The sequence below is a fragment of the Streptomyces sp. NPDC101160 genome (genome assembly GCF_044768205.1).
Taxonomy (GTDB): domain Bacteria; phylum Actinomycetota; class Actinomycetes; order Streptomycetales; family Streptomycetaceae; genus Streptomyces.
In genome coordinates, this window is sequence record NZ_JBIWPJ010000002.1 from 644,066 (window position 1) to 656,958 (window position 12,893).

Genomic DNA, 12,893 nt, shown 5'->3' on the forward strand with positions numbered 1-12,893 from the left:
GCCGGACGGAGTTGGCCGAGCCCCGACGGTCCTCCGCCTGCGGCTTGCTCCCGCACCACCCCACCCGTCAGGATCACCGGGACCAACACCGGGACCGCCCGGGAGCACCGCGTCGAACGGGGGAGCAGTGAAGCCTCGCCTGGTCTTCGTCCACGGCATCGGAGGTCCCCGCGACCCCGCCGCCGAACTGGACGAATGGCTGCGCGCCGTCGCCACCGGCGCCGGGCCCGCCGGACACTCCGCGCACGTCTCGGCGCTCACCGGCGGCTGGGCGGCCGACGCCCGCTTCGCCTACTACGGCGACCTGTTCCGTACGGCGGGAGCCCAGGGCGGAGCCGCCGGAACCCAGGACCACGAGGACGACGAACTCCTCGCCGCCCTCCTCCTGGAGGCCGTCGACGGGCGCCTCGCCGACCCCGGCCTCGACCTCCCGGCGGCCGAGGCGGCCGCCCTGCGCCATGCCCGCACCCGGCTCGCGCCGCCCTCCGGCGCGCAGGGCGCGGGCGCGCCCGCCCGGCGCGTCGTCAACGCCCTCACCAGCCTGCTCGCCGTCCCCGGCCTGCGCGCCACGGGCGGCTGGCTGAGCGCCCGGCTGACCGCCGGCATGCTCGGCCAGGTCGCCCGCTACCTCAACCGCGCCGAGTCCGACGGCACCACCACCCTCGACCGGCGGATCCGCGCCCGGGTCGCCGACTGCCTCGACCCCGAGGGCCCCAACGTCGTCGTCGCCCACTCCCTCGGCACCGTCGTCGCCCTGGAGACCCTGCACGAACACCCCGCCGACATCGCCCTGTTCGTCACCCTCGGCTCGCCGCTCGGTATCCGCGGCGCGGTCCACCCCCGGGTCCGCCCGCACCCCCTCGCCACCCCCGCCACCGTCCGCCGCTGGCTCAACTTCTGGGACCGTGACGACCTCGTCGCCGCCCGCCCCGTCCTGGAGGACTTCACCCGGCCCAACGCCGACGCCGTCGCGCCGCACAGCCGCCGCGTCGACTCCGACGGCGCCTGGGTGCACCCGGCCGCCACGTACCTGGCCCAGCCGGCCGTCGCCGGACCCCTCGTCGAGGCGCTCACCACCCTCGCGGAGCGATGAACGAACGGCGCCATGTGCTCGTGATCGGGGCCCAGTGCCCCGAACTCGGCCTGCTCGACGCGCTCGAACCGGCCGCGCACGCCCTGCACGACGCCCTCACCACCCCGTGGGCCGGCGCCTGCGAGAAGGACCCGGCGCACGGCGGCCGCACCCTCCTGTCCGGCGCCGGTCTCACCCGTACGGAGATCGAGCACGCGGTACGGGAGGCGGGCCGGGCCGCCGCCGGGGCGGGCGCCGTGCTCGTGCTCGCCCTCCTCGGCCACGGCATGGCCGCCGGCACCCAGCTGTACTTCATGGCCGGCGACTCGCGCGCCGAGGATCCGCTGAGCGCGGTCAACGTCGGAGCCCTGCTCGGCGGACTGCTCGACACCACCGGCCTCGACGGCCTCGTCGCCCTCGTCGACACCTGCCACGCCGGCCGCGCCATCCCCGACCTGTCCTCGCTCGCCGGCGGCATCCGGCGCGGCGACACCCGGCTCACCCTGCTCATGGGCGCCGCGGCCGACGAGGAGGCGTACGACCTCCGCTTCAGCACCACCCTGGTCAAGGTGCTGCACGCGGGCGTCGCCGAGGCCGGCGAGACCCTCACCGGCGCGTCCGTCGCCCGGGCCGTACGCGAGGACGGCGGCGCCGAAGGCCAGGCGATCCAGCACGTCGACTACGACGGCGCCCAGTTCGCCGCCGGCCCGCTCTGGCTCGCCCGCAACGCCCGGCACACCGCCGCCTGCGCCGGCTCCCCGCTCGGCCCCGTCGGCCGCGCCGCCCTCCGCCAGGCGCTCACCCCGCTGGGTGGGGACCAGGCGGCCGCCGACGGCCCCGCCCACCCCCGCGAGCTGGCCGCCCTGCGCGCCCGGCTCGCCACCCTGCCCGCCCCCGAACGCCAATGGGCCCAAGGAGTCCTCGACGCCCTGCGGGACGCCGCCCGCACCCTCGCCCTGCTCACCGCCTGGCCCGGCGCCGACCTCACCAGCACCCTGCTGCGCCGCACCCTCGCCGCCACCGGCGCCGACCCGCTCACCCCGCTGCCCGGCTCCACCGGCACGGAACTCCTCCGCGACACCGTCGAGCACCTCCTGCTGCGCGCCCCGCTCGCCGGCGGCAGCCGCACCGCCCCCGCAGCCGGCTTCCTCGCCGGGCTCGCCCGCACCACCGGCGTCGACCCGCAGCACCCCGCCCTGCGCGCCTGGGCCAAGGACACCGGCGCCGTCATCGACCTCAACGACGCCTTCGCCCGGCTCGCCGAGCGAAGCGAGGAGATGCGCCTGCGGCTCGTCGTCAGCCTGCACGCGGCCGTCGGCGACGAATGGCCCGAATCGCTCGCCGTCTGGCTCCTCGACGGCGGCACGGTCCGCCACCACGAGGAGTTCCCCTGCGCCACGCAGGACCGCGCCGGCACCGAACGGGCGCTCGTCGGCGTGCTCCGCTGGGCCACGCCCCTCGCCCGCGCCCTCGGCACGCCCCTGCGCCGGGTGGAGATCGCCGCGCCCGCCCCGCTGCTCGCCGGCTGGAAGCCGGAGGAGACCGACTTCGGCATGCGCATCGGCACCCGCTACGACGTGGTGCTGCGCTGGAGCGACCGGATCCAGCCGCCCGAGCATCTGTGGTGGATCAACGACCAGGCCCGCGACACCCTGAAGGCCATCGAGGACGGCGCCGACGGCGACCGCGTCGACTGGTTCGGCGAGGCCGACACCCGCCGCCTACCCGAACTGCGGGAGCGGCTCATGAGCGAACCACGCACCCGCGCCGTCGCCCTCGCCCACCGGCCCGCCCGGCTCGGCGACCTGATGGAGACGCTGCTCGCCTCCTCGCCGATCGTGCTGTGGCCGGACGACGCGCCGAGCGACGGGACGCCGGACGGGACGACGCACGGGCCGGCCGGCGGAAGAGCCGACCGAACGGCCGGCGACCCGGCCGAGGGGTCCGTGCCCGAACCCGTACGCCGGTCCGTCGACACCCACTGGCATCTGCTGCCCGCCGAATTCTGCCGCGCCTACCGGCAGAAAGGACGCTCCTCGAACGGGCTGCACCATCTCGCCCGGCTCCGTACCGTCTGGGACGGAGCGGAGTGGCTGGACTTCTGCGCCTGGTTCGACAGCGAACACCCGGCCGGGCGCTACCCGGCCCACGACGAGGGGGAGTCACCCGCATGACCTGGCAGCCCTACTACGCCGGCCACGGCACCCCGCCCGCCCGGCCGGAGGAGCGCGTCGCGCTGCCCCCGGCGCCGCCCTGGCGCGAGTTCCCGCGCCGCTCCCTGCACGAGCAGTTCGTTCCGCCGCGCGGCCTGGTCGAGGCCGTCAACGCCGCGCTCGCGCTGCGCCGTCCGCTGCTCGTCACCGGGCCGGCCGGCTCCGGCAAGTCCACCGTCATCGAGCAGGTCGCCGCCGAACTCGACCTCGGCACCGTGCTGCGCTGGCACATCACCTCCCGCAGCAGCCTCGCCGACGCCCTCTACCGCTACGACGCCCTCGGCCGCATCCACGCCCAGCGCCTCCAGGGCACCGACGGCGGCCCCTCCGCCCCCGACGACATCGCGCCCTTCCTGCGCATGGGCCCGCTCGGCACCGCCCTGCTGCCCGCCGACCGGCCCCGCGCCCTGCTCATCGACGAGATCGACAAGAGCGACCTCGACCTGCCCAGCGACCTCCTCGACGTCCTCGAACGCGGCGAGTTCGAGATCCCCGAACTCGCCCGCTACGGCACGGACGTCGTCGCCGTACGCGAATGGCAGGGCGACCGGCACCACGAGATCCGGCGCGGCCGGGTGCAGTGCACCGAGTTCCCGTTCATCGTCATGACCAGCAACGGCGAACGCGACTTCCCCGCCGCCTTCCTGCGCCGCTGCGTCCGCTTCACCATGCCGCTGCCCACCCCCGAGACCCTCCTCAGGATCGTCGAGGCCCACATGGGCGCCGGCACCGCCGCCACCCCGGCGGCCGACCGGCTCGTCACCGCCTTCCTGGAGCGCCTCGGCGCGGGCGAGAGCCTCGCCGTCGACCAGCTCCTCAACGCCGTCCACCTCCTGTCCGGCACCGACGCCCCCGACGAGGCCCGACGGCAGGCCGTCGAGGACCTCATCCTGCGCGAGCTCTCGCATGCCTGACCCACTGCCCCGGCTGCTCTCCGCCCTGCGCGCCGCCGTCCCCGAACTGGACGGCACCGCACTGGCGGAGGCGCTGTGGCTGGCCGCCCACCAGGCGGACGAAGCGGTACGGGACGGAGCCCGGCCCGGGTCGCACGCGGACGCGTCCCGGTCCGGCGAGCGGCAGCGGCCGCGCGAGCCGGAGACCCCGTCCACCGCCGACCGGGACGCCCCTGCCGCCGGCACCCCGACCCGCGGAGCACGGCACGACGACGCCAGCAGTCCGGGCGCCGCCACCCGCCCCCTCCACGAACGCCTCCCCGGCAGCGCCACCCCCGTCCGCGGCCACGCCGTCGCCGCGCCCCACGCCGCCGGCCTGCCCCGTGCCCTGGAACTCACCCGCGCCCTGCGCCCGTGGAAACGGCGCTGGCCACAGGGCCGGCGCGAGGAACTCGACATCGACGCCACCGTCGACGGCTACGCCCGCAGCGGCGAACTCATCCCGGTGTTCAAGGCCGCGCCCGAGCGCTGGTTCGACCTGGTCCTCGTCGTCGACCGCTCGCCCGGCATGCGCGTGTGGGCCGAGACGGTCGCCGAGTTCACCACCGTCCTGGACCGGCTCGGCGCCTTCCGCACCCTCCAGGTCGCCGACCTCACCTTCGACGCGCAGGGCGCGCCCCGTGCCCCCGGCGCGCTGCGCTCGGCCGACGGGCGGCGCCTGGTCGTCGTGGTCTCCGACTGCATGGCCGACGCCTGGCGCCGCCCCGACGTCTGGCACCTGCTGCGCGCCTGGGCCGGCGCCCACCCCACCGCCGTGCTCAACCCGCTGCCCACCAGACTCTGGCGGCGCGGCGGCCTGAACCTCCCCACCACCCGCTTCACCCCGGCCGCCCCCGGCAGCCCGCGCAGCCGCGTGCCCGTGGAACCCCCGGCCCTGCTCGCACCGGCGGACGAGCCGGGCGATGCCGCCTGGCTGCCCGTCCCGGTCCTCTCCCTCACCCCGCACTCCCTGGGCCGCTGGTCGCGCACCCTGATGCGCGGCGACCCGGAGGGCTGCACCGCGGTCCTCGTCCCGCCCACCGGCCGCACCGCCGTCGGCCCCGCCCGGCCCCGTACGGTCCCGCTCCCGCCGGCCGAACTCGCCCGCCGTTTCCTCCGAACCGCCTCCCCGCGCGCGGCCCGGCTCGCCGTGCTCTGCGCACCCTTCGACCGGTTCAGCCTGCGGCTGCTCCACCTGGTGCGCGAGAAACTGGTCCCGGACGCCCAGATCGCGGACATCGCCGAGGTCGTCACCAGCGGCGTGTTCGAAGTGACCCAGGAGACCGGCGGCACGGTCGAACTGGCGCCGCCGCCCGAGGTCCGGGCCGTGCTGCGCGAGCACCTCCCCGCCCACCAGGTCTGGGCCCTCCACCAGGCCCTCGACCAGCACATCGCCGACCGCGGCACGAGCCGGACCCGGCTGCCCTCGGTCGCGTACGACGGAGACGGGCCGCACGACCTCGCGGCGGAACGGGAGGCGTTCGCGCGGGCGTCGCGGCGGACGTTGGAGCTGTTGGGGCTGGCCGAGCCGGAGCCCGAGGCGGAGCCGGAAACCCGGGAGCCGGAGGAGGAGTGGGGGAGCCTGCCGCCCGCGCCGGAACCCTTCGTCGGCAGCACACACCTGATCAACTCCCTGGCGCACCAAGTCGGCTCCGGCGGCGTGCGGGCCGTCCGGGTCGTCGCCTCCACCAGCGTTCCGGGCGCCGGTCGGACCGCCTTCGCCCTCCAGCTCGCCCACCGGGTGCGCGAGCACTTCCCCGACGGGGCGTACTTCGTGCCGCTCCGCGGCTCCACCCCCCACCCGGTCCCGGCCGAGGGCGCCCTCGACCGGCTCCTGCACGACCTGGGCGCCCCGAGGGAACGGGGCCCCGGCGGACCCGTGCCGCCGGAGACGCTGACCGCGAGACTGCACGAGGTCCTGAGAGGGCGCCGGGTGCTGCTCGTCGTGGACGACGTGGGCGCGGACAAGGGAGCGCAGGCCCTCGCCGCCGTACCCCCGGAGGGCAGCGCCGTCATCGCCACCACGCGGAGCGACACGTTCTTCGGGGCCCAGGTGGAGGTCCACGTGCAGCCGTTGTCCGGTCCGGACGCGGCGCGGCTCCTCGGCGCCGGCGCGCCCCCGCCCGAGGGCCTGGGGCGCGGCGGTTGGTGGCCCCTCACCCTGCGGATCCTGGCCGGCGCCCTCGCCTCGCCCGACCCCGTGAACGTCGCCAAGGCCGGCCTGTTCGTCGCCGAGGCACGCGAGTCGGCCCTGGCCGTGCACCCCGCCACGGCTGTCCGCCGCTGGCTCGCCGACCTCTCCGAAGGCCGCGCCACCACCCTCGTCCGGCTCGCGGAGGCGTCCGCCTCCGAGTTCACCCTGGAGGAGGCCGCGGCCGTCCTCGACCGCCGGCTGTCCTCCGCTGCCGCACGCCTCGACACCCTCGTACGCGACGGGCTCCTGGAGCGGTCCGGACCCGGCCGTTACGTGTTCCCGGCCGCCGTCCACGACGAAGTGCGGGCGACCCCGGGCTACGACGCGCGGCGTGAGGTCGCCCGGGCCCGGATCAGCCGCTTCCACCAGGCCGCCGCCGCGGCCCTGCACGAGGAGCGGCACCCCGGCGGGAGCCTGCCGGCGCGTCTCGGCATCATCCCGGAGCCCGCGCCCCGCCCCGAGGTGTGGGTGCGCAACGCGCTGGAGTTCCCGGACGTGCCGCCGGAGACGCTGCTGCTGCTCACGGACGTGGCCGTGGAGCCGCCGTACCTCCCGGCGTTCGAGCGGGCCGCCGGGCGATGGATCGGCACGAGCCCGGCGTACGGCGGAACCGCCCGGGGCCGGGCCGCGCTCGCCCTCGCGCGGACCGAGCACGCCCTCGGGCGGCCCGAGGACGCGTGGGAGACCCTGCACCGGGTCTCCCACACCGGTCTGGAGGCCGACGAGGCGACGTACGGCCTCGCGGCCCTGCTCCTCAACCGGCTGGTGCTGACCCTCTGGTCGCGGGACGGGGCGCGGGACGCGATCTCCTGGGCCAGGGAGGCGCTCGCTTCTTTCGGCGCCGGCCCGTCACCCGAGAGGGGCGAGGCGTTGCTGTGCCTCGAACAGGCCCTGGACGCCAACGGCGAGGACGACGAACTCCTTGTTGTGCAGGACGAGTTGACCGCCCACTTCCGGGCCCGTGAGCTGCCGTCGGAGGCGGGCCGGGTGTACGTGCGCAGCGCCGCGACACTGCTCCGGCTCGGCCGCCCCGACCAGACCGAACGGGCGGCGCGGTGGGCGCTGACGCTGCTCGACCCGGTGCGGGACGCGGCGGAACGGCAGGCGGCCGAGCGGCTGCTGCGGCTCGCCACGGATCCCGCCAGGATCGTCATCGCCCTCGGCGTGCCCGCCGCGTCCCGTCGCCGGCTCGGTTCGGAGTCGGCGGCCCTGCTCGCCTCTCTGGAGTCCGTCGGCCCCGGCCGGTTCGAGAGCCATGCGCTCCAGGACTGCCTGCTCCTGCTCGTCGACGGCGCCGTGCCGCTCGCCCCGCTCCTCACGGAGCTGGCCGGACGGCTCCCCGCCGTGCGGATGGCGGTCCACCGGGGGCCGGTGGTGGAACCGCCGGTGACCGACGCCGCCGTCGAGTACACACGGACGATGCTGCGCTTCGAGGACTTCGTCCGCACGTCGGAGAACTACCCGGACGACACCACCCTCTGCGTCTCCCCGGAGGCGTACGCGACGATCTCGCACGACGCGGCGAACTCCGCGCTCGCCCTCCGTCTCACGCCGCGCGAAGCGCGCACCGAGACGGGCACGGCCGTCTGCGTGATCCTCACGCCGAAGGTGGACCTGAGCGCCTGGGACGCCGAACTCCTGGACCTGGCACGGGTTTTCAGCCAGCTGGATCCCCGTGGGGGCCTCCTGGCCCGGGCGCTGCGGGACACCGTCGACACGGCCCTGGCCAAGCGCGGCACCGGCCGCTTCGACCCGGCTGACCTGAGCATGCTGGAAGCGGCCGCCATCTCGCTGGACCTGGAGCGCCGGCTCGCCGAAGGGACGTTCCCCTTCCGTCGCGGCCGGAGCGGCCCGCTGGCCTGGGAGCGCCCCGGCGGGGCCGTACCGCTCGCCGTCCAGGTGGTCCTGCACGGCCCCGACCGGGAACTCGGCGACCGTCGCCCGAGCGACCGGATGTGCCTGCTCGTGTACGTGGACGAGGTCTCCACCCGCTGGTCGGCGGGGCTGGTACGGGGTGGGCCGCCGCGCGTCGCGCCGGGCAGCGTGCTCTGGCTCCACCGCGACGCGCCCCTCCCCGAGAACGTCCTCCTCGGTCTCGCCCCCGACGCCCGCGCGGCCGTCCTCGCCGAACCCGACGACGTGAGCCGCGTCGCCGAGTTCTTCCGCCGCGTCCGCCTCCGCACCGTGCACGCCACCGCCCTGCGCCCGCTGATCCACGAGCGCGAGTGGGAGCGGGCCCGCGAGCGCGTCGTACGCCTGGCGGGCGCAGCCCTGCGCGCCGAGGGCCTGCTCCTCCTCGCGGGCAACCCGCGCGGCCGTGCCATGGCCGAGGCCCTCCGCCTGCCCGTCCCGGCGAGCGACGCCTACCTCTGCGTCCCCCTCGCCCGCCGTACGACCGCGCACGGCTCCCGCCCGTCGGTCACGGTCGACGGCAGGAGCTGGGTCGCCGCAGGCCCGGGGGACGAACTCGCCCCACTGCCGCCCGGGTTCCCCGGCCTGCGCGGCCCCGGGCGGTAGCCGCTGCGGCTCGGGCGGACGGGAGGGGATCCACGGCCCGGGCGCTAACCCTGCCAGGCCGGGTCGACGTCCATCAGCCGGGCCGTCTTCGACGGGTCGCGGTCCACCAGGGTGCCGAGGACCTCGTCCACCGCCGCCAGCAGCTCCGCGTCGAGCCTGACGCCTGCCGCCGCGGCGTTCTCCGTGACCTGCTCGGGACGTGTGGCGCCGATGATCGCGGAGGAGACGCCCTCCTGGTTGAGGGTCCAGGCGACCGCCAGTTGCGCCATCGTCAGCCCCGCCTGCTCGGCGAGCGGGCGCAGGCCCTGGACGCGGGTGAGCAGCTCCGGGCCGAGGACGCGGCCGATGAAGCGCGGCGCCCGCCCGCCGGCCGTGGCCCGGGAGCCGGACGGCGGCTGCTCGCCGGGGAGGTACTTGCCGGTGAGGACGCCCTGGGCGAGCGGCTGGAAGACGAACTGGCCGATGCCCTCGCGCCGGCACAGGGGGAGCACCTCGGGCTCGATGACCCGCCACAGCATGTTGTACTGCGGCTGGTTGGCGACGATCCGGCTGCGCAGCCCCAGCTGGTCGGCCAGCTCCAGCGCGGAGGCGATCTGCGGCGCGGTCCACTCGGAGACGCCGAGGTACAGGACCTTGCCCTGGCGGACCAGGTCGTCGAACGCGACCAGGGTCTCCTCCAGCGGCACCTCCTCGTCGAAGCGGTGCGCCTGGTAGAGGTCGACGTAGTCCGTGCCGAGGCGCCGCAGCGAGGCGTGACAGGACTCCATGATGTGCTTGCGCGACAGGCCGCGGTCGTTCGGGCCGTCCCCGGTGGGCAGACAGACCTTGGTGGCTATCTCCAGCGAGGAGCGGCGAATCCCGGCCACCGCCTTGCCGAGCAGCTCCTCGGCGGCGCCGAGGGCGTAGACGTCGGCGGTGTCGAAGGTGGTGACTCCGGCGTCGAGGGCGGCCCGCACGCAGGCCAGTGCGTTGTCCTCGGCGACGGTCTCGCCGTGGGTGAGCCAGTTTCCGTAGGTGACTTCGCTGATCTTCAGGCCGCTACGGCCGAGTTGACGATGCTCTATGATCGCGCAGCCTATGCCCGCACCCGCCGGGACCGGACGGAATATCCCGTCGTGGTGCCGGCGACGGGGCCGGGCGGGGCTGTCGGTCAGTGGGCGGTGCGATAGCGGTGTTCTGGCCGGCCGGTGCTGCCGTAGCGGAGTTCCAGGAGGACCGTTCCCTCCTTGACCAGGTAGGACAGATACCGCTGCGCCGTGGCGCGGGAGACGCCGATCCGCTCGGCGGTCTCGGCGGACGACAGGGCGGTGCCGGCGGTGCTCAGGGCCCGGTGGATCGCGGTGAGCGTGGGCACGGAGTGGCCTTTGGCCGGGGACCGGAGGACCGCGGGTGGGCGGGCGGCGCTGAACAGTGCGTCCACGTCGGACTGGTCGGCGGCGGTCGCGTGGCTGAGCGCGGCCACGCGGTCGTGGAGCCGGCGGTAGGCGCCGAGCCGTTCGGTGAGGTCGGCGGAGCCGAACGGCTTCACCAGATAGCCGACGGCGCCGAGTTTCATCGCCGCGCGGACGGAGGCGATGTCGTGGTCGGCGGTGATCATGAGGGCGTCGGGGCGGGACGCGGCATGGTTCTGGCTGAGCCGCCGCAGGATGTCGAGTCCGCTGCCGTCGGGCAGGAAGACGTCCAGCAGCAGCAGGTCCGGGTGGAGCGTGCGTACCACCGCCAGGGCCTCCGCCACGGTCGCCGCCTGGCCGACCACCTCGAAGCCCTCGACCCGGCGCACGTAGCTGCTGTGGATCTGGCCGACCCGGAAATCGTCGTCCACCACCAGAGTCCGGATCACCGGCCCTCACCTCCTAGGGGCAATGCTCCCGGGAAAGGGGGCCACAACTGCCTCTTCGCTCCGGCGGGCGTCGTGCCGGGCCGGCCCCTGCGCCGTAACCCGTGGTGGCGCGATTGTGCCCGACGACCGGAACGCTGCCTACCCCCCGGCCAGTGAGCAGAACGAGCAGAAGTCGGGATTACGCGGCTTTCGCGGGTTACCTCGGAAACAGCGACGTCACGAACGGCGGCCTCTAGCGTCTGCCTGGCCTCGGCCTGCGAGGGACCCGCAGGGCCTCACCAGGACCTCCCCAGGGACTCCCCGGCGCCCCCAGGAACTCCGAGCAGAGCAACTTCGAGGCACTCCGAGAAAGGGAAGGAGACGGCCCATGGCTTCGCGCAACGATGTCGCGACCAGCCCGGTCTCCCGTGCGACAGAGCGTGCCGACGCACGTATCGAGATCTCCGGGCTCACCAAGCGATTCCTGACTCCTGCCGGTGACGTGTTCACGGCGCTGCACGGTGTGTCGTTCACCGTGGAGCCGGGACAGTTCTGCGCCGTGGTCGGGCCCACCGGCTGTGGCAAGTCCACGACACTGAGCATGGTGTCCGGGCTCGACCGGCCCAGCGAGGGCTCGGTCAGGGTCGGCGGCCGCGAGGTGGACGGCATCACCGACGGCGTCAGCTTCATGTTCCAGGCCGACGCGTTGCTGCCCTGGAAGACCGTCCTCGGCAACGTGCTGATGGGCCCCGTCTTCCGCGGGGTGCCCCGACAGCAGGCGCTCGCCCAGGCGCGCGACTGGCTGCGCAGGGTCGGCCTGGCCGGGTTCGAGGACCGTTATCCGCACCAGCTGTCCGGCGGCATGCGCAAGCGCGTGGCGATGGCCGCGGCGCTGATCAACGAACCCAAGATCCTGATCATGGACGAGCCGTTCGGCGCCCTGGACGTGCAGACCAAGGCGATCATGTCGACCGAGCTGCTGGATCTGTGGGAGCAGATCCGTCCCTCCGTCATCTTCATCACCCACGACCTCGACGAGGCCGTGGCGCTGGCCGACCGGGTGGTCGTCATGACGTCCAGCCCCGGCTCGGTCAAGCAGGTCTTCGACATCGACCTGCCGCGTCCCCGCGGCTCTGTCCAGGAGATCCGCTTCCAGCCCCGGTTCATCGAACTCCAGCACCAGATCTGGGACACGCTGCGCGAAGAGGTGGAGCGCGCCTACGCGAGCACCGCAGGAGGCAAGGCATGAGCACGACGTCCACCGCTCCCGCCGCCGTCGCGGACGGCCGGAAGGGCTCGCCCGCGGCGGCCGCCCGCAGCGCCGCCCGGCGGCGTGTCGCCCAGGTCTGGGCGGGGCGCGTCGGCCTCGCGGTCTTCGTGATCGGCGGCTGGCAGGCGTTCACCACCTGGGGCATCGTCGACCCCTTCTTCTTCGGACAGCCCTCCGGAATCGCGAAGCGGCTGGTCGAACTCTTCCAGGACGGCACCGGGTTCGGGTCCTTCTACGCGAACATCTGGACCACCATCCAGGAGGCGCTCCTCGGCTTCGTCGTGGGTTCCCTCACCGGCGTGGTCTTCGGCGTCGCACTCGGGCAGAGCCGCTATCTCGCCGATGTGCTGGGCCCCTACATCAAGATGGTCAACGCGATCCCGCGCATCGTCCTCGGCTCGATCTTCATCGTCGCCTTCGGCATCGGCGTGACCCCGAAGATCCTGCTCGCCGCGGTGCTGGTGTTCTTCATCGTCTTCTTCAACGCCTTCCAGGGCGTGCGCGAGGTGGACCGCAACATCCTCGCCAACGCCCGGGTGCTCGGCGCGTCCCAGGTGCAGATCATCCGGCACGTCGTGGTGCCCTCCGCGCTCACCTGGATCATCGCCAGTCTGCACAGCGCCTTCGGCTTCGCCATCGTCGGCGCGCTCGTCGGCGAGGTGCTCGGCGCGCAGAGCGGCCTCGGCCTGGTCATCAAGACCGCGCAGAACAACTTCGACCCGAACGGCGTGTTCGCCACGATGCTCGTCATCGCGGTGATCGTGCTGGGCGCGGAGTGGCTGATCGGCAAGCTCGAACACCGGCTCCTGTCCTGGCGTCCGCCGGCCCCCTCCGAGGCCGCGGGCCTCTGAGCGGCGGGCCACCGAGCCGCCTGGA

Annotated in this window: 8 protein-coding genes; 6 read left to right on the forward strand and 2 right to left on the reverse strand. The window is 74.8% G+C overall.

The window, feature by feature from the left end:
- Positions 1-127 precede the first annotated feature (127 nt).
- From ACIRSU_RS08435 to ACIRSU_RS08450, 4 genes are read left to right on the forward strand one after another with little or no spacing between them, the layout of a single operon-like run.
- Positions 128-1,093: an alpha/beta hydrolase gene (locus tag ACIRSU_RS08435; protein ID WP_403789947.1), complete on the forward strand. Its 966-nt coding sequence runs from the start codon at positions 128-130 to the stop codon at positions 1,091-1,093.
- Entirely contained in the window at positions 1,090-3,246 is a 2,157-nt protein-coding gene (locus ACIRSU_RS08440) for a hypothetical protein (RefSeq protein ID WP_403789948.1), read from the forward strand. The genes ACIRSU_RS08435 and ACIRSU_RS08440 overlap by 4 nt, the downstream gene beginning before the upstream one ends.
- Positions 3,243-4,199, forward strand: coding sequence for an AAA family ATPase (locus tag ACIRSU_RS08445; protein ID WP_403789949.1), 957 nt, complete (start codon positions 3,243-3,245; stop codon positions 4,197-4,199). Before ACIRSU_RS08440 ends, ACIRSU_RS08445 begins: the two co-directional genes overlap by 4 nt.
- Positions 4,192-8,928: a NaeI family type II restriction endonuclease gene (locus ACIRSU_RS08450; RefSeq protein WP_403789950.1), complete on the forward strand. Its 4,737-nt coding sequence runs from the start codon at positions 4,192-4,194 to the stop codon at positions 8,926-8,928. The genes ACIRSU_RS08445 and ACIRSU_RS08450 overlap by 8 nt, the downstream gene beginning before the upstream one ends.
- Before the next feature lie 44 nt (positions 8,929-8,972).
- Here the strand turns inward: ACIRSU_RS08450 and ACIRSU_RS08455 are convergent, their stop codons facing one another.
- Positions 8,973-9,992, reverse strand: a complete 1,020-nt coding sequence (locus ACIRSU_RS08455) for an aldo/keto reductase family protein (protein ID WP_403790222.1) — start codon at positions 9,990-9,992, stop codon at positions 8,973-8,975.
- 86 nt (positions 9,993-10,078) lie between these two features.
- A complete protein-coding gene (locus ACIRSU_RS08460; RefSeq protein WP_403789951.1) occupies positions 10,079-10,768 on the reverse strand; it encodes a response regulator in 690 nt (229 codons plus the stop codon).
- Between the two features lie 367 nt (positions 10,769-11,135).
- On the opposite strand from ACIRSU_RS08460, the gene ACIRSU_RS08465 reads away from it, so the two are divergent.
- Together ACIRSU_RS08465 and ACIRSU_RS08470 are read left to right on the forward strand one after the other, a co-directional pair.
- Positions 11,136-11,996, forward strand: a complete 861-nt coding sequence (locus ACIRSU_RS08465) for an ABC transporter ATP-binding protein (RefSeq protein WP_403789952.1) — start codon at positions 11,136-11,138, stop codon at positions 11,994-11,996.
- A complete protein-coding gene (locus tag ACIRSU_RS08470) occupies positions 11,993-12,868 on the forward strand; it encodes an ABC transporter permease (protein ID WP_403789953.1) in 876 nt (291 codons plus the stop codon). Before ACIRSU_RS08465 ends, ACIRSU_RS08470 begins: the two co-directional genes overlap by 4 nt.
- Positions 12,869-12,893 lie beyond the last annotated feature (25 nt).

Excerpts from the sequence above, each read along its gene's own strand:
- ACIRSU_RS08470 (WP_403789953.1), top strand. The coding sequence starts at position 11,993 with ATGAGCACGACGTCCACCGCTCCCGCCGCCGTCGCGGACGGCCGGAAG.
- ACIRSU_RS08440 (WP_403789948.1), top strand. The coding sequence starts at position 1,090 with ATGAACGAACGGCGCCATGTGCTCGTGATCGGGGCCCAGTGCCCCGAA.
- ACIRSU_RS08445 (WP_403789949.1), top strand. The coding sequence starts at position 3,243 with ATGACCTGGCAGCCCTACTACGCCGGCCACGGCACCCCGCCCGCCCGG.
- ACIRSU_RS08450 (WP_403789950.1), top strand. The coding sequence starts at position 4,192 with ATGCCTGACCCACTGCCCCGGCTGCTCTCCGCCCTGCGCGCCGCCGTC.
- ACIRSU_RS08465 (WP_403789952.1), top strand. The coding sequence starts at position 11,136 with ATGGCTTCGCGCAACGATGTCGCGACCAGCCCGGTCTCCCGTGCGACA.